Here is a 14,311-nt window from a genome sequence, read left to right on the forward strand (position 1 = left end):
GCACAGCGCTATGACCAGCCGCATCGAGCTCGCCCGCGTGGATCTCCGCGGACGTACTCCCACTGCTGCCGAACTGCGCGCGGCTCTGCCGCGTGGGGGCGTCGACGTGGACTCGGTGCTGCATCATGTGCGGCCGGTCGTGGAGGCCATCCGCGATCGGGGCGTCGAGGCCGCGCTGGAATTCAGCGAGAAGTTCGACGGCGTGCGGCCCGCGAGTGTGCGCGTGCCCGCCGCCGAACTGGACAAGGCGCTCGCCGAACTGGATCCGGCCGTGCGCGCCGCCCTCGAGGTCGCCATCGAACGCACCCGCAAGGTGCACAACGATCAGCGCCGCACCGACAAGACCACCCAGGTGGTGCCCGGCGGTACCGTCACCGAACGCTGGGTGCCGGTCGAGCGGGTCGGCCTGTACGTGCCGGGCGGCAATGCCGTCTACCCGTCCTCGGTCGTCATGAACGTGGTGCCGGCGCAGGCCGCGGGCGTGGAGTCGCTGGTGGTGGCCTCGCCGCCGCAGGCGCAGTTCGCGGGCCTGCCGCACCCGACCATCCTGGCCGCGGCCAAGCTGCTCGGCGTCACCGAGGTGTGGGCGGTCGGCGGGGCGCAGGCCGTGGCGCTGCTGTCCTACGGCGGCGTCGACACCGATGGCGCGCAGCTGGAACCGGTCGACCTGATCACCGGTCCGGGCAATATCTACGTGACCGCCGCCAAGCGGCTGTGCCGCGGACTGGTCGGCATCGATGCCGAGGCCGGGCCCACCGAGATCGCGATCCTGGCCGATGCCACCGCCGATCCGGTCCACGTCGCGGCCGACCTGATCTCGCAGGCCGAGCACGATGTGCTGGCGGCCAGCGTGCTGGTCACCGACAGCGTGGAACTGGCCGACGCCGTGGACGTGGCGCTGACCGCGCAGATGGCGGTCGTCAAGCACCACGACCGGGTCACGGAAGCCTTGACGGGCAAGCAGTCCGGCACCGTGCTGGTCGACGACATCACCCAGGGGCTGCGCGTGGTCAACGCCTACGCGGCCGAGCACCTGGAGATCCAGACCGCTGATGCCGCGGCCGTCGCCGCCCGGGTGCGCAGTGCCGGAGCGGTTTTCGTGGGCGCGTGGTCGCCGGTATCGCTGGGCGACTACTGCGCGGGCTCCAATCACGTCTTGCCGACCGCCGGATGTGCCCGGCACTCTTCGGGTTTGAGCGTGCAGACCTTCCTGCGCGGGATCCACGTGGTCGAGTACTCCGAGGCCGCGCTGAAGGATGTCTCCGGACATGTTGTGGCGCTGGCGAATGCGGAGGATCTGCCCGCGCACGGTCAGGCCGTGCAGGCGCGTTTCGGGGAGCTGCGGTGAATGCCGAGGCGAGCCTTGAATCAGGCACTGTGACCGTTCCGGGATCGAACATTTCGCTGGACGATCTGCCGCTGCGGGAGAACCTGCGCGGCAAGAGTCCTTACGGCGCACCGCAATTGACGGTGCCGGTACAGCTGAACACCAACGAGAACCCGCACCCGCCGAGTAAGGCGCTGGTCGACGATGTCGCCGAGTCCGTGCGCGCCGCCGCCGCGGACCTGCACCGCTACCCGGATCGTGACGCGGTCGGGCTGCGCGGCGATCTGGCCGCGTACCTGACCCGGCAGACCGGCGTCGCCGTGGATACCGCGAACGTGTGGGCGGCCAACGGCTCCAACGAGATCCTGCAGCAGCTGCTGCAGGCGTTCGGCGGACCGGGCCGCAGCGCACTGGGTTTCGTGCCCTCGTACTCGATGCACCCGATCATCTCCGAGGGCATCGACACCGAGTGGGTCGAAGCCAAGCGCAATGGCGACTTCTCCCTCGACATCGACTACGCGGTCATGGTGCTCGGTGAGCGTCGTCCCGACGTCGTGTTCGTGACCAGCCCCAATAACCCGACGGGGCACAGCATTCCGCAGGACGACCTGGTCCGGATCCTGGAGGCCGCGACCGGCATCGTGGTGGTCGACGAGGCGTACGGCGAGTTCTCCAGCGCGCCCAGCGCCATCGAGCTCATCGACCGGTATCCGGCCAAGCTGGTGGTGAGCCGCACCATGAGCAAGGCGTTCGCCTTCGCGGGCGGACGGCTCGGCTACCTGGTGGCCGCGCCTGCGGTCATCGACGCCATGCTGCTGGTGCGCCTGCCCTACCACCTGTCCGTGGTCACGCAGGCCGCCGCGCGTGCGGCTTTGCGGCACGCCGACGAAACCCTCGGCAGCGTCCACGAATTGGCGGCGCAGCGGGATCGGGTCATGGCCGCGTTGCGTGAGCAGGGCTACGACGTCATCCCCTCGGATGCCAACTTCGTGCTCTTCGGCCGTTTCACCGATGCCCCGCGCGCCTGGCAGCGCTACCTCGACGAGGGTGTGCTCATCCGCGATGTCGGCATCCCCGGCTATCTGCGCACCACCATCGGCCTGGCCGCCGAGAACGACGAATTCCTGCGCGTGAGCGCCACACTGGTCGCGACCGAGCTGGTCGCCCCATGAGCACGGAAGCGAGCCTGCCCGTGAGCACGGACCGTATCGCCCGCGTCGAACGCACCACCCGCGAATCCAGCATCGTGGTGGAGCTGAACCTCGACGGGTCCGGGAAGACCGATATCTCCACCGGCGTCCCGTTCTACGACCACATGCTGACCGCCTTCGGCCAGCACGGCAGCTTCGATCTGACCGTGCAGGCCAAGGGCGATATCGAGATCGAGGCGCACCACACGGTCGAGGACACGGCCATCGTGATCGGCCAGGCGCTGGCGCAGGCGCTCGGCGACAAGAGGGGCATCCGCCGCTTCGGCGACTGCTACATCCCCATGGACGAGACCCTCGCGCACGCGGTGGTGGATGTGTCCGGCCGCCCGTACTGCGTGCACGACGGTGAGCCGGAACGCATGCTGTCCATCGTGATTCCGAGCGCGGGCCCGGGCGCCTCGTACTCGACGGTCCTGAACCGGCACGTCTTCGAGTCGATCGCGCTGAACGCTCGCATCGCCCTGCATGTCCGCGTCCTGTACGGCCGGGATCAGCACCACATCACCGAGGCCGAATTCAAGGCGGTGGCAAGGGCTTTGCGCGCCGCCGTCGAATACGACCCGCGTGTCACCGGCATCCCTTCCACGAAGGGGACACTGTGAGCAAGAAACTCGCGCTGCTGGACTACGGTTCCGGCAACCTGCACTCCGCTGCCCGGGCCCTGGCCCGGACCGGGGCCGAGGTGACGGTCACCGCCGATGCCGAAATCGCCTTGAACGCGGACGGTCTCGTGGTTCCCGGTGTCGGCGCCTATGCCGCCTGCATGGCCGGTCTGAAGGCCGTCCGCGGCGAACGCATCATCGGCAAACGCCTGGCCGGTTCGCGTCCTGTCCTCGGCATCTGCGTCGGCATGCAGATCCTCTTCGAGCGCGGTGTCGAGTTCGGCATCGAAACCGAGGGCTGCGCCGAATGGCCGGGCGTGGTAGAGCGTTTGGACGCCCCCGTCCTCCCGCACATGGGCTGGAATACGGTCCAGGCTCCCGAGGACTCGGTCCTCTTCGCGGGCATGGACGCGGACACCCGCTTCTACTTCGTCCACTCCTATGCGGCCCGCAAATGGGAGTGGGACGACAACTCCGGCAGCCACCTGAACCCGGCCAAACTGACCTGGTCCGATCACGGCGGCCCCTTCCTGGCGGCGGTCGAGAACGGCCCCTTGTCGGCCACCCAATTCCACCCGGAGAAGTCCGGTGACGCCGGCGCTCAACTGCTCCGGAACTGGGTCGCCGCCCTGTAATTCGCCGCGTACCCCGGTGCGAGCGGTCAGCTGTTGCCGCTCACCGGGGTGCCCCGGCTGACCAGCCAGTTCCCGTGCTCGTAGTCGAGCCCGACCGACATGACGACATGCTTGGTCTGCGTGCCGCTGTCGGAGGTGATGGTCTCGTAGGAGTCGTAGCTGCCCTCGGCATGCCCGTGATCCACGGAGGTGACGGTGCAGTCCGGCGTTCCGATCTCCCCGCGCGCATGCGTGGAGATGATGTTGTCCCGCAGCGAGTCCTTCCAGAGCTGCTTGAACCAGCTCTGGAAGTCGCCCGTGCTCCGGTCCACCACCCGCTGCCAGTACCCGTCGGCGTCCCGATAGGTGTAGTTCCCCATGTTCCGCGCGAAATCGCAGATGGCACTGCGTACTTCGCCGGAGTCCGCGGCCGCCGGCCCGGCGAGCGCGATGCCCGCGGCACCGATCGCCGAAATCGCCAATGTCATCGCGATGGCAGGTTTCGTCACGATGGTGTCCTCCAGGAGCTGCTAGGTATCCCGCCCGGTCACCCGGACGAGATCAACCATAATGATCAACCCTGGCACCTGCCTGAGTGCTGACAGCGCGTGCCACGCCCGCCGATTCCCGCACCGTCGCCGGACCGTGGGTCGCGCCAACGAAGCGTTGCTAGAGTGCCCGCATGCAGATTGCGCACGAGGGTGCGTCCGGCCGGCTCCGCGCCCTGCCCACCCGCCTCGTGAACCAGGTCGCCCTCATCGCCAACCGCGCCACCGACAAGGCCCTCGGCGACACCGGCTCCCGCCGCTACCACTACGCCCTCCTGGTCACCCTCGACGAGATCGGCCCCGCCAGCCAAGCCGACCTGGCCCGCCGCACCGGCATAGACCGCAGCGACGTGGTGGCCGCCCTCAACGAACTGGCCGCCCGGAACCTGGTCCGCCGCAACCCCGATCCCGCCGACCGCCGCCGCAACGTCATCACCCTCACCCCGTCCGGCATCGCCCACCTCCACGACCTCGACGACCGCCTGGAAGCCGCTCAACGCGAACTCCTCCCCGGCTTCTCCGCCGCCGAACGCGCCAACTTCGTCCTGCTCCTCACCCGGATCCTGGAGCAGCACAGCAAGAGCTGATCGAGCGGGGCGCTACGAGTCGGCGGAGCAGCGCTGGGTGCCGGGGGTGCTGGTGCCGTTGACGATCTCCGGGGGTTTGCCGATGGTGATGACTTGTTGTCCGTCCCAGTGGAATTGGACGCAGTAGAAGGTGCCGTCGCTGCAGGCGTCGCAGGTGCCGGGGATCATGTAGCGGAGGCCTACCGTGTCGGCGGTGGTGCGGGATTTGTCGACGCTGATGAAGGCGTTCCATTCGGGGGTGGCGGGGCCCACGTAGGTGCCGTTGTGGAAGAGGAGGGCCTGCATGGGGGAGCTGGCGGTGGCGCCTTGGATGGTGACCAGTGCCGCCGACAAGGGGGAGCAGATGGTGTTGGCGTCGGGGGCGGCGCCGGACGGCGGGAGGCCCCATTGCCAGGTGCTGCCAGGGGAGTTCTGGACGGGGGCGAGGGTGGCGGCCGCGTCGTGGATCACGGTGGCGGAGGGGTGGCAGTCCTGGCCCGTGGTGGTGCGGCGGGCGGGGACTGTCGTGGTGCCGGGCACGCCGGTCGCGGGCGCCGCGAGGGTGGCGGTGACCTGCGTGAGGACGGTCGAGGACAGTGCGGTGGGCAGGGTGCTGGGTGCGGACTGGTTGGTCGATCCACCGTCGCAGCCCGAGATCAGTGCGATGGCGGCCAGCCCGGCGCTGGCGATGATGGTCGGTCGGAACATGGTTCCTGCTCTCTACCCCGTCGGCGAATACCTCTCCGGTGTAAATCGGTTGTCGCGTGCCGGTATTAACCGGCATTTCCCCAGGCCGCCGCCGAGCCATCGTACGGCTACCAATAGGATGCTCCCGTGAGTCTTGTGCTGCTACCTGCCGTCGATGTCGCCAATGGTGAGGCCGTGCGCCTGGTTCAGGGGGAGGCGGGCAGCGAAACCGGTTACGGTTCGCCGCTCGACGCCGCCCTGGCGTGGCAGCACGGTGGCGCCGAATGGGTGCATCTGGTGGATCTGGACGCGGCGTTCGGCAAAGGCAGCAATCGGGAACTGCTGGCGCAGGTCATCGCTCAGCTCGATGTGAAGGTCGAACTGTCCGGCGGTATCCGCGACGACGATTCGCTGAAGGCGGCCCTGGCCACCGGTTGCGCGCGCGTGAATATCGGCACCGCGGCCATCGAGAACCCGGAATGGTGCGCCCGCGCCATCGGCGAGTACGGCGACCAGATCGCCGTCGGCCTGGACGTGAAGCTCATCGACGGTGAGTGGCGGCTGCGCGGCCGCGGCTGGGTCAGCGACGGCGGCGACCTGTGGGAGACCCTGGAACGCCTGGAACAGCAGGGCTGCTCGCGCTACGTGGTCACCGACGTGAGCAAGGACGGCACCCTGACCGGCCCGAACCTGGACCTGCTCGCGCATGTCGCGAACGCGGCCAGCGCGCCGGTCATCGCCTCCGGTGGCGTCTCCACCCTCGACGACCTGCGCGCCATCGCGACGCTGGTGGACGAGGGCGTGGAGGGTGCGATCATCGGCAAGGCCCTGTACGCGGGCCGGTTCACCTTGCCCGAAGCTCTCGCAGCGGTCAGCTAGCCGGATGACCGACCTCGCCGAGCTGCTCGGCATCGCCCGCGATGTGCTCGACGGCGCCTCCTCCCGTTTCGTGGAGGGTGTGGGTGCGCCCAGTGCGGTTCAGAAGGGCCGCAACGACTTCGCCACCGAGGTCGACCTGGAACTGGAGCGCACCATCTCGCGGCAGTTGAGCGAGTGCACCGGAATCCCGGTGCACGGTGAGGAATTCGGCGGACCGCAGCTGCTGACGGGCACCTCCTGGGTGCTCGACCCGATCGACGGCACCTTCAATTACTCTGCGGGACACCCGCTTTCGGGCATGCTGCTGGCGCTGGTGCAGGAGGGCGTGCCGGTGCTCGGCCTGACCTGGCTGCCCGGTCTGGGTCAGCGCTATGCCGCCGCGGTCGGCGGCCCGGTCTACCTGAACGGCCAGCCGCTGCCGCGCCTGGAGCCGAGCAAACTGTCCGCCGCCATGATCGGTTTCGGTTCCTTCAATATCGATGGCGCGGGCCGGGTTCCGGGCATCTTCCGGTTCAACCTGCTGGGCGCGCTGAGCCGGTTGTCCGGCCGGGTCCGCATGCACGGATCCACCGGCATCGACCTGGCGTACACGGCGTCCGGAATTCTGGGCGGCGCCGTGGTGTTCGGACATCATCCGTGGGACAACGCCGCGGGCGTGGCCATGGTGCGGGCGGCCGGCGGTGTGGTCACCGACCTGCTGGGCCGCGAGTGGACCATCGAATCGGGTTCGGTGCTGGCCGCCGCGCCCGGAGTGCACGAGGAGTTACTGGACCTGATCAGCGAGACCGCCGATCGCGTCCGGGGAGAGGTGGAGCAATGAAGACAGGGGTAGTGCAATGACGCTGGCAGTACGCGTCATCCCGTGCCTGGATGTGGACGCGGGCCGGGTGGTCAAGGGCGTGAACTTCGAAAACCTCAGGGACGCGGGCGATCCCGTGGAACTGGCCGCCGCCTACGACGCCCAGGGCGCCGACGAACTCACCTTCCTGGATGTCACCGCCTCCACCGGCGACCGCGGCACCATGATCGACGTGGTGACCCGCACCGCCGAGCAGATCTTCATCCCGCTCACCGTGGGCGGCGGCGTCCGCACCGTCGAGGACGTGGATCGCCTGCTGCGCGCCGGCGCGGACAAGGTGTCGGTGAACACCGCCGCCATCGCCCGCCCCGAGGTGCTGCGCGAGATGTCGGAGCGGTTCGGCTCGCAGTGCATCGTGCTGTCGGTGGACGCCCGCACGGTCCCGGCCGGGGAGCGGCCGACGCCGTCCGGCTGGGAGGTCACCACGCACGGCGGTAAGCGCGGCACCGGCATCGACGCCGTCGAATGGGCCCTCCGCGGCGCCGAACTCGGTGTCGGCGAGATCCTGCTCAATTCGATGGACGCCGACGGCACCAAGGCCGGTTTCGACCTGCCCATGATCCGGCACGTGCGGTCGGCGGTCTCGGTCCCGGTCATCGCCTCCGGTGGCGCGGGCAAGGTCGCGGACTTCGCCCCGGCCGTCGAGGCGGGCGCGGACGCGGTGCTGGCGGCCAGCGTCTTCCACTTCGGTGATCTGACGATCGGCCAGGTCAAGGACGCCATGCGGGCGGAAGGTATCGTGGTCCGGTGAGTCTCGATCCCGCTATCGCCACCCGTCTCAAGCGCAATGAGGACGGCTTGTTCGCCGCCATCGCGCAGGAGAAGGACACCGGCGATGTGCTCATGATGGCGTGGATGGACGACGAGGCCCTGGCCCGCACCCTGGAAACCCGCAAGGGCACGTACTACTCGCGTTCGCGGCAGCAGTACTGGGTGAAGGGCGAGACCTCCGGCCACACCCAGTACGTGCACGAGGTCCGTCTCGACTGCGACGGCGACACGGTGCTGCTCATCGTCGATCAGGAAGGCGCGGCCTGCCACACCGGCACGCACACCTGCTTCGACACGGATGTCCTGCTGGCGCAGGGCGATGTGCTGCTCGCCGACGAGAACTGAGTTCTGTTCGGCAAGCCCTGCGCCGCAACGGTTTCCGGCTCCGGGCCGCTAGCGGTTCTCACGTAATTCGCTGTCGATGTGGCTCATCGGCCGGCCGGAGCGGCCGATGCCGCGGGCCATGCCCTTCTCCAGTTGGGTCATCAGGGTCTCGCCCAGTTCGAGCAGTTGCCGGGTCTGTTCCTTGTCGAGTCCGTCGAAGACCAAGCCGCGCACCGTCTCCAGGTAGCCGGGCGCGGCCTCGGTGACCTTGCGGAAGCCGGCGTCGGTGAGGACGGCCTGGGCGCCGCGGCGTCCGGTGACGGTGACGCGCTGGGCCCAGCCCAGGCGTTCGAGTTTGGATACGACATGTGAAAGGCGCGATAGCGATGCGTTTGCCTTTTGGGCAAGCTCGCTCAGTTGCAATCGGTGGCCTGGTTCTTCGGAGAGCAGGGTCATCACGAAGTATTCGAAATGGGTAATCCCGGACTCACGTTGGAGCTGGGTGTCCAGTGCCGCGGGCAGTCTGGTGGTGAGCGAGACAAGGGTACGCCAAGCTCGCTGTTCCATGGGATTCAACCACTTGGTCACCGTGCGCGCCCTCTCGTAGCAGCCAAGTGACGTGTTGTGCCGACCGGTCCGGGAACTGGGGGGAGCAGCGACGACGAGTCACCCGCACGTCAAAGTTTGCCACGATTTCGCTCAGTGCGCACGAGGTTACTGAATGACGTGACATCGATCACGCGTGTCGGACTGGAATTCAGTTCGCGCCGGGTTCTGGAGGATTTGGCGGAGTTTCCACGGGAACGCCCGGCTTTTCCGGTACGGCACGCTGCTTTTCGGCACGATGGCGGCGGAATCGCCTGCGCACCAAGAGAAATGCCACCAAGAGGAACAGCACGGCGGCGATGATCGCGCCCACCAGGGCCGCGCCGCGGAATCCGGGCGCGTCGACATCGAGGATGCGCTCGCCGGCGTGTGCGGCGTTCGAATCGCCGAGCACGATGGTCAAGGTCATCAGATTCGGGACGGCGACGACGATCGCGAGAACCGCTGCGGCGCCCGCAATGAACGGACCGCCCCGTTTCCGCCAGAACAGCCCGGCGAACAACAAGAGCAGCAACGGCACCAGCGTGCACAGTGCGCCCATGATCAGGCCGTACCAGATGCCCTTGGCGAAACTGCCGTGCACCCATTCCGCGATCCGCTGCGCCCACCAGCGCGGAATGAACGCGGCCAGGATCAGATAGGTCACCCACACCACCACCGCCGCCACGACGAGCGCGATGATGCGATTGCGCCACGTGACGAAGGTGGAGTGCTTCCGCTCCGGTAGTTCCGCACTGGGCGTAGTCATAGCCTCAGCGTATGCCCGCGGGTCCGCCGCAGCCGTAGCGCCACTCCGGCGTAACGGACAAAAAGGGCTCGCGAGCGGGGATCAGGAGCGGCTGCGGAGGAACTCGAGGGCGTCGTCCGCGTGCACATTGGCGCGCAGTTCGCTCGAGATGACCTTCGCGATCGTCCGGTCCGGGTCGATGATGAAGGTCGTCCGCTTCACTGGCACCAGCGCGCCCAGCAGCCCGCGCTTCACGCCGAATTCGGCCGCGACCTTCGCACCGGGATCCGACAGCACCGGGTAACCGAGGCCCTGCTTGGCGGCGAATCCGGACTGGACATCCACCGAATCGGCGCTGATGCCGACGCACGATGCGCCGAGAGACTTGAATTCCGTTGCCAGATCCCGGAAGTGGCACGCCTCGGCGGTGCACACGGGGGTATTGGCGGCGGGGTAGAAGAAGAGCACCACGGGACCGTCCGCGAGTAGCGACTCGAGCGAACGCGCGGTGCCCGACTGATCCGGAAGCTCGAAGTTCGGGGCGAGCTGGCCTGCCTTCATGCTGCGTACACTACGCGATTACATCGCGCACAAGCTATACGCCGCAGGGTGCGGAAACCGGTGCTGCCACACCCCGCGATGCGCGGCGGACACGCGACGGCCCGCGGACCGGACGTCCACGGGCCGAAAGCATTTGGCACGGTTCACACGCCGATGAGGGCGGCGACCTCCGGGTTCTTGATCTCCATGACATCGAGGATGCCGTGTGCGCGCAAGAAGGGCTTGAGCTCCCGGATGCGGTCGGTGTGCTCTGCGTACTCGTCCGGGAAGCTGCGCGGATCCAGCGCCTCCAGGGCCTTCACATAGGTGACGAAGGAGGCAATGGCGGAGTACTTACCGCCCGGGTTCATGTTCATCATCCGCGGCGGCTGGCCGGGGATGCTCCCCATGCCCTGCTGCGGAACTGCGTGCCGTGGACCCTCCGGTGCTACCGGCTGCGAGGGGTACATCTGATTTGAACTCCTCTCGTTTGGGATACCGCGTGCGACCTGTTGTTTTACTGCTGGAGCAGATCGCGACGAGTGTAGTGGTGACCGCATCGTGTATTCGCTCCAGGTGGGGGTTCGGCTGGGGGAGGAGAGCGATTTAGATACCGTCCGCCGGGCCTGGAATGATGAGCCCATGCACGGCGCGCACGGTTCCACCCAGACGTCCGGAATCACCTCGACCACCTCCCGCGAGCAGTTCCGCCTGCTAGCGGCCGATCACCGGGTCGTTCCGGTGACCCGAAAGGTCTTGGCGGACTCGGAGACTCCGCTCTCGGCCTACCGCAAACTGGCCGCCGACCGGGCGGGCACCTTCCTGCTCGAGTCCGCCGAGAACGGGCGGTCGTGGTCGCGATGGTCGTTCATCGGCGCGGGCAGTCCGACCGCCCTGACCGTGGTGGACGGGCAGGCGGCATGGCTCGGGCAGGTGCCCGCGGACGCGCCCGCCGGCGGCGATCCGCTGCTGGCGCTGCGCGAGACGCTGCAGCTGCTGCGCACCGAACGACTGCCCGGCCTGCCCCCGCTGACCGGCGGCATGGTCGGCTACCTCGGTTACGACACCGTGCGCCGGCTGGAACGCCTGCCCAGCATCGCCACCGACGACCTGAAGGTCCCGGAGATGGTCATGCTGCTGGCCACCGACCTGGCCGCCTTCGACCACCACGAAGGCGCGATCACCCTCATCGCCAACGCCGTCAACTGGAACGGCAACGACGAGCACGTGGACCAGGCCTACGACGACGCGGTCGCCCGCCTGGACCGCATGACCGAGGCCCTGGCCGCGCCCGCCGAATCCACCGTCTCGGTCTTCGACCGCCCCGAACCGGACTATCGCCGCCAGCGCACCACCGAGGAGTTCGGTGCGGGCGTACGCCGCCTGGTCAAGGAGATCGAGGCGGGCGAGGCCTTCCAGGTGGTGCTGTCGCAGCGCTTCGAAATGGATTACAGCGGTACGCCGCTGGACCTGTACCGCATGCTGCGCGCCTCCAACCCGAGCCCGTACATGTACCTGCTGCACGTGCCGGACGGCTCGGGCGGCACCGCGTTCTCCATCGTCGGTTCCAGCCCCGAATCGCTGGTGACGGTGAAGGAGGGCATCGCGACCACGCACCCGATCGCGGGCACCCGGTGGCGCGGCGCCTCCGAGGAGGACGACCTGCTGCTGGAGAAGGACCTGCTGGCCGACGCGAAGGAGAACGCCGAGCACCTCATGCTCGTCGACCTCGGCCGCAACGATCTCGGCCGCGTCTGCGAGCCCGGCACCGTGCGCGTCACGGAGTACCGCCACGTCGAGCGCTACTCCCACGTCATGCACCTGGTCTCCACGGTCTCCGGCCGCCTGACCGCGGGCAAGACCGCCTTCGACGCCGTCGAGGCCTGTTTCCCCGCGGGCACCCTGTCCGGCGCCCCGAAAGTGCGGGCCATGGAGTTGATCGAGGAACTCGAACCCACCCGCCGCGGCGTCTACGCGGGCGTGGTCGGCTATCTCGATTTCGCGGGTGACGCCGACACCGCCATCGCCATCCGTACCGCCCTCCTCAAGGACGGCACCGCCTACGTCCAGGCCGGCGCCGGCATCGTCGCCGACTCCAACCCGGACTACGAGGACCTCGAATCCCGCAACAAGGCCATGGCCGTCCTCAAGGCCATCGCCGCCGCGGAAACGGTCCGCGCCTACCGCCCGAACGGATCCGGGCAATGACCGCTCCCGACCCGGACGGCGACACGAAAGATCCGGTAGCGCAAGGGAACTCCGGCTCGGATCGGTCGGCGGCCGAGCGCGCCATGCAGGCGGATCTGGACGAGGCGGCCGCCGACGTGGCGCAGGCCGAGGCGGATGCGCGCGCGGCCGAGACGCAGGGCGGCAGCAAGCGGCGGCCGATCGGGGCGGTGGTGCTGCTGGCGATCGCGGCGGCGCTGCTGTGGGCTTCCTCGCGGATGACGTGGGTGTCCCTGGAGGTCACCAGCGACAAGGGCCTGCCCAAGACCGTGCATCTCAACGGCAGCACTTGGTTCGGGGCCTTGACGCCACTGGCCTTGGTGCTGCTGGCCACCATCGCGGCCGTGTTCGCCACCAAGGGCTGGATGCGGCGGCTGGTGGGCGTGGTGATCGCGGTGCTGGCCGCGGTCGCGGCCGTCCCGGGATTCGCCCTGCTCGTGGGCAAGGGGAAGACCGCTGAGCGGGCCGCCACGCTGGCCGAACTGCGCACGTGGGAGACCGGGGGAGCGGAGACGACGGCGACCCTGCCCGCCCTGCTGGCGGTCGTGGGCGCGATCGCGGCGTTCCTGGCGGGTCTGCTGCTCACGCGCATGCCGTCGGAGTCGGCGCAGATGTCCGGGAAGTACGACAATCCGGTCTTCCGGAAGTCCGCGGCGGCCGAGCAGGTTGCCGAGCATCACGCCGTGAATCGCGCCTCGGAATCCGGGTCACAGCCCGCCGCCGCGGGCGAGTTGTCCGGTCGCGTGCTGTGGGATGCGCTGGATGCGGGTGCGGATCCGACCGACGATCAAGCCAATACTCCTGCCGCGCACGAGGATCCGGGCAGCGGGAGCACCGGCCGCGGGCCGCGGTGAGCTGGGGGTGAGAGCGGTATAAGACCACGGACCGGCCCCGCCGTCAACGGCAGGAACATAGCCATTTACTCTTTATCAGCATCGGTGAGACAGCGCCTGGGGGGATTCTCAGGCAGCAAGTCCGTCTCCCCAGAAAGGATTCGAGCCAGATGACGGTACTCGACTCGATTCTCGACGGGGTCCGCGCGGATGTGGCCGCTCGGGAAGCCCTCCTGGATTTCCAGGCCGTGAAGGCCGCCGCCGCGAAGGCCCCCTCCGCACGTGACGCCAAGGCCGCGCTGCACGGCGAGGGCATCGGAGTGATCGCGGAGGTCAAGCGGGCCAGCCCGTCGAAGGGCGCGCTCGCGGACATTCCGGACCCCGCCGTATTGGCCCGCGCCTACGAGGACGGCGGCGCGCGCATCATCAGCGTGCTGACCGAACAGCGCCGCTTCCACGGCTCCCTGTCGGATCTGGACGCGGTCCGCGCGGTGGTGGATATCCCCATCCTGCGCAAGGACTTCATCGTCGGCCCGTACCAGATCCACGAGGCGCGCGCGCACGGCGCGGATGTCATCCTGCTGATCGTGGCGGCCCTGCAGCAGGACGTGCTGTCCGCGCTGATCGACCGCACCGAATCGCTGGGCATGACCGCCCTCGTCGAGGTGCACACCGAGGAGGAAGCGGACCGCGCGCTCGATGCCGGCGCCTCCGTCATCGGTGTGAACGCCCGCAACCTGAAGACCCTCGAGGTGGACCGGGATGTGTTCGCGCGCATCGCCCCCGGCCTGCCGAGCGAAGTGATCCGCATCGCCGAATCCGGTATCCGCGGCACCGCCGATCTGCTGGCCTACGCGGGCGCGGGCGCGGATGCCGTGCTCGTCGGCGAGGGCCTGGTGACCAGTGGCGATCCGCGGGCCGCGGTGGCCGAGCTGGTGACCGCCGGAACCCATCCGTCCTGCCCCAAGCCGGTGCGCCGGGGCCGGTGAAA

At 68.6% G+C, this 14,311-nt stretch carries 18 protein-coding genes; 12 read left to right on the forward strand and 6 right to left on the reverse strand.

The window, feature by feature from the left end; translation table 11 throughout:
* Window positions 1–10: 10 nt before the first annotated feature.
* Genes hisD through hisH form a run of 4 tightly spaced genes read left to right on the forward strand, consistent with a single transcriptional unit; the run spans window position 11 to window position 3,775 of the window.
* Entirely contained in the window at window positions 11–1,348 is a 1,338-nt protein-coding gene (gene hisD / locus ACH438_RS35360; RefSeq protein ID WP_397013428.1) for a histidinol dehydrogenase, read from the forward strand.
* 29 nt (window positions 1,349–1,377) lie between these two features.
* Complete coding sequence (locus ACH438_RS35365; protein ID WP_397013430.1) at window positions 1,378–2,499, forward strand: histidinol-phosphate transaminase; 1,122 nt, start codon at window positions 1,378–1,380, stop codon at window positions 2,497–2,499.
* Entirely contained in the window at window positions 2,496–3,140 is a 645-nt protein-coding gene (gene hisB, locus ACH438_RS35370; protein WP_397013432.1) for an imidazoleglycerol-phosphate dehydratase HisB, read from the forward strand. The genes ACH438_RS35365 and hisB overlap by 4 nt, the downstream gene beginning before the upstream one ends.
* A complete protein-coding gene (gene hisH / locus ACH438_RS35375) occupies window positions 3,137–3,775 on the forward strand; it encodes an imidazole glycerol phosphate synthase subunit HisH (RefSeq protein ID WP_397013434.1) in 639 nt (212 codons plus the stop codon). The genes hisB and hisH overlap by 4 nt, the downstream gene beginning before the upstream one ends.
* Window positions 3,776–3,801: 26 nt before the next feature.
* On the opposite strand, the gene ACH438_RS35380 is transcribed toward hisH, so the two are convergent.
* Window positions 3,802–4,263, reverse strand: coding sequence for a hypothetical protein (locus tag ACH438_RS35380; protein WP_397013436.1), 462 nt, complete (start codon window positions 4,261–4,263; stop codon window positions 3,802–3,804).
* A 173-nt stretch (window positions 4,264–4,436) separates the two neighbouring features.
* Here ACH438_RS35380 and ACH438_RS35385 point away from each other — a divergent pair, with 173 nt between their 5' ends.
* Window positions 4,437–4,889, forward strand: coding sequence for a MarR family winged helix-turn-helix transcriptional regulator (locus tag ACH438_RS35385; RefSeq protein ID WP_397013438.1), 453 nt, complete (start codon window positions 4,437–4,439; stop codon window positions 4,887–4,889).
* Between the two features lie 12 nt (window positions 4,890–4,901).
* Here ACH438_RS35385 and ACH438_RS35390 read toward each other — a convergent pair whose 3' ends face one another.
* A complete protein-coding gene (locus tag ACH438_RS35390) occupies window positions 4,902–5,576 on the reverse strand; it encodes an LppP/LprE family lipoprotein (RefSeq protein ID WP_397013441.1) in 675 nt (224 codons plus the stop codon).
* 126 nt (window positions 5,577–5,702) lie between these two features.
* Between ACH438_RS35390 and priA the strand changes: the two genes are divergently transcribed.
* Genes priA through hisI form a run of 4 tightly spaced genes read left to right on the forward strand, consistent with a single transcriptional unit; the run spans window position 5,703 to window position 8,409 of the window.
* Window positions 5,703–6,434, forward strand: a complete 732-nt coding sequence (priA, locus tag ACH438_RS35395; RefSeq protein ID WP_397013443.1) for a bifunctional 1-(5-phosphoribosyl)-5-((5-phosphoribosylamino)methylideneamino)imidazole-4-carboxamide isomerase/phosphoribosylanthranilate isomerase PriA — start codon at window positions 5,703–5,705, stop codon at window positions 6,432–6,434.
* A gap of 4 nt (window positions 6,435–6,438) precedes the next feature.
* Window positions 6,439–7,254, forward strand: a complete 816-nt coding sequence (locus ACH438_RS35400) for an inositol monophosphatase family protein (protein ID WP_397013445.1) — start codon at window positions 6,439–6,441, stop codon at window positions 7,252–7,254.
* Between the two features lie 16 nt (window positions 7,255–7,270).
* On the forward strand, window positions 7,271–8,044 hold the full coding sequence (gene hisF / locus ACH438_RS35405) for an imidazole glycerol phosphate synthase subunit HisF (protein WP_397013447.1): 774 nt from the start codon (window positions 7,271–7,273) through the stop codon (window positions 8,042–8,044).
* Window positions 8,041–8,409, forward strand: coding sequence for a phosphoribosyl-AMP cyclohydrolase (gene hisI / locus ACH438_RS35410; protein ID WP_397013449.1), 369 nt, complete (start codon window positions 8,041–8,043; stop codon window positions 8,407–8,409). The genes hisF and hisI overlap by 4 nt, the downstream gene beginning before the upstream one ends.
* Window positions 8,410–8,457: 48 nt before the next feature.
* Here hisI and ACH438_RS35415 read toward each other — a convergent pair whose 3' ends face one another.
* The 4 genes from ACH438_RS35415 to ACH438_RS35430 form a co-directional block, all read right to left on the reverse strand.
* Window positions 8,458–8,955, reverse strand: a complete 498-nt coding sequence (locus ACH438_RS35415) for a MarR family winged helix-turn-helix transcriptional regulator (RefSeq protein ID WP_397013862.1) — start codon at window positions 8,953–8,955, stop codon at window positions 8,458–8,460.
* Between the two features lie 190 nt (window positions 8,956–9,145).
* Entirely contained in the window at window positions 9,146–9,742 is a 597-nt protein-coding gene (locus ACH438_RS35420; RefSeq protein ID WP_397013451.1) for a permease, read from the reverse strand.
* 81 nt (window positions 9,743–9,823) lie between these two features.
* On the reverse strand, window positions 9,824–10,282 hold the full coding sequence (locus ACH438_RS35425; protein WP_397013453.1) for a peroxiredoxin: 459 nt from the start codon (window positions 10,280–10,282) through the stop codon (window positions 9,824–9,826).
* 143 nt (window positions 10,283–10,425) lie between these two features.
* Window positions 10,426–10,731: a hypothetical protein gene (locus ACH438_RS35430; protein WP_397013455.1), complete on the reverse strand. Its 306-nt coding sequence runs from the start codon at window positions 10,729–10,731 to the stop codon at window positions 10,426–10,428.
* Window positions 10,732–10,903: 172 nt separating this feature from the next.
* On the opposite strand from ACH438_RS35430, the gene ACH438_RS35435 reads away from it, so the two are divergent.
* From ACH438_RS35435 to trpC, 3 genes are all read left to right on the forward strand, one after another.
* On the forward strand, window positions 10,904–12,469 hold the full coding sequence (locus tag ACH438_RS35435) for an anthranilate synthase component I (protein ID WP_397013457.1): 1,566 nt from the start codon (window positions 10,904–10,906) through the stop codon (window positions 12,467–12,469).
* Window positions 12,466–13,341, forward strand: a complete 876-nt coding sequence (locus ACH438_RS35440; protein ID WP_397013459.1) for a TIGR02234 family membrane protein — start codon at window positions 12,466–12,468, stop codon at window positions 13,339–13,341. The genes ACH438_RS35435 and ACH438_RS35440 overlap by 4 nt, the downstream gene beginning before the upstream one ends.
* Before the next feature lie 149 nt (window positions 13,342–13,490).
* Window positions 13,491–14,309 carry an indole-3-glycerol phosphate synthase TrpC gene (gene trpC / locus ACH438_RS35445; RefSeq protein WP_397013462.1) on the forward strand — a complete coding sequence of 273 codons (819 nt, stop codon included), beginning with the start codon at window positions 13,491–13,493 and terminating at the stop codon, window positions 14,307–14,309.
* Window positions 14,310–14,311: the final 2 nt, after the last annotated feature.

The organism is Nocardia sp. NPDC020380, assembly GCF_044386975.1.
In the GTDB taxonomy this organism is placed as follows: Bacteria; Actinomycetota; Actinomycetes; order Mycobacteriales; family Mycobacteriaceae; genus Nocardia.

Excerpts from the sequence above, each read along its gene's own strand:
- hisD (WP_397013428.1), top strand. The coding sequence starts at position 11 with ATGACCAGCCGCATCGAGCTCGCCCGCGTGGATCTCCGCGGACGTACT.
- hisB (WP_397013432.1), top strand. The coding sequence starts at position 2,496 with ATGAGCACGGAAGCGAGCCTGCCCGTGAGCACGGACCGTATCGCCCGC.
- ACH438_RS35385 (WP_397013438.1), top strand. The coding sequence starts at position 4,437 with ATGCAGATTGCGCACGAGGGTGCGTCCGGCCGGCTCCGCGCCCTGCCC.
- ACH438_RS35390 (WP_397013441.1), bottom strand. The coding sequence starts at position 5,576 with ATGTTCCGACCGACCATCATCGCCAGCGCCGGGCTGGCCGCCATCGCA.
- ACH438_RS35400 (WP_397013445.1), top strand. The coding sequence starts at position 6,439 with ATGACCGACCTCGCCGAGCTGCTCGGCATCGCCCGCGATGTGCTCGAC.
- hisF (WP_397013447.1), top strand. The coding sequence starts at position 7,271 with ATGACGCTGGCAGTACGCGTCATCCCGTGCCTGGATGTGGACGCGGGC.
- ACH438_RS35415 (WP_397013862.1), bottom strand. The coding sequence starts at position 8,955 with ATGGAACAGCGAGCTTGGCGTACCCTTGTCTCGCTCACCACCAGACTG.
- ACH438_RS35420 (WP_397013451.1), bottom strand. The coding sequence starts at position 9,742 with ATGACTACGCCCAGTGCGGAACTACCGGAGCGGAAGCACTCCACCTTC.
- ACH438_RS35425 (WP_397013453.1), bottom strand. The coding sequence starts at position 10,282 with ATGAAGGCAGGCCAGCTCGCCCCGAACTTCGAGCTTCCGGATCAGTCG.
- ACH438_RS35430 (WP_397013455.1), bottom strand. The coding sequence starts at position 10,731 with ATGTACCCCTCGCAGCCGGTAGCACCGGAGGGTCCACGGCACGCAGTT.
- ACH438_RS35435 (WP_397013457.1), top strand. The coding sequence starts at position 10,904 with ATGCACGGCGCGCACGGTTCCACCCAGACGTCCGGAATCACCTCGACC.
- ACH438_RS35440 (WP_397013459.1), top strand. The coding sequence starts at position 12,466 with ATGACCGCTCCCGACCCGGACGGCGACACGAAAGATCCGGTAGCGCAA.
- trpC (WP_397013462.1), top strand. The coding sequence starts at position 13,491 with ATGACGGTACTCGACTCGATTCTCGACGGGGTCCGCGCGGATGTGGCC.